Genomic DNA, 278 nt, shown 5'->3' with positions numbered 1-278 from the left:
GTTCGATCAGAGCGTTGCCCTGTTGCGCGACGGAGATCCCGCACGGCCCCTGCTGGTGCCGCGCGATGCACGTTCGAGCGCGGCCTTTGCGGACGTGCAGCGCGAATGGCAGACCATCCGCGCGGCCTGGACCGCGAGTCCTGCGCCGGACCCCACGCTGGCCGCGCAACAGGCTCAGCGCTTCGTCGAACACATCGACATACTGGTTTCGGCCATCGAAGTGCGTCTGTCCAATCTCACCACCATCCTCAACCTGCTGCAGGTGCTGATGGTCGGCC

At 66.2% G+C, this 278-nt stretch carries 1 protein-coding gene; it reads left to right on the top strand.

Annotated elements, in window-relative coordinates:
• The coding region (locus EN869_RS34195; RefSeq protein ID WP_189508280.1) for a type IV pili methyl-accepting chemotaxis transducer N-terminal domain-containing protein at nt 1-278 on the top strand (278 nt) is incomplete at both ends.

The sequence above is a fragment of the Mesorhizobium sp. M2D.F.Ca.ET.226.01.1.1 genome, assembly GCF_004022705.2.
Lineage (GTDB): Bacteria > Pseudomonadota > Alphaproteobacteria > Rhizobiales > Rhizobiaceae > Mesorhizobium.
This window is presented reverse-complemented; position numbering and strand designations above follow the sequence as displayed.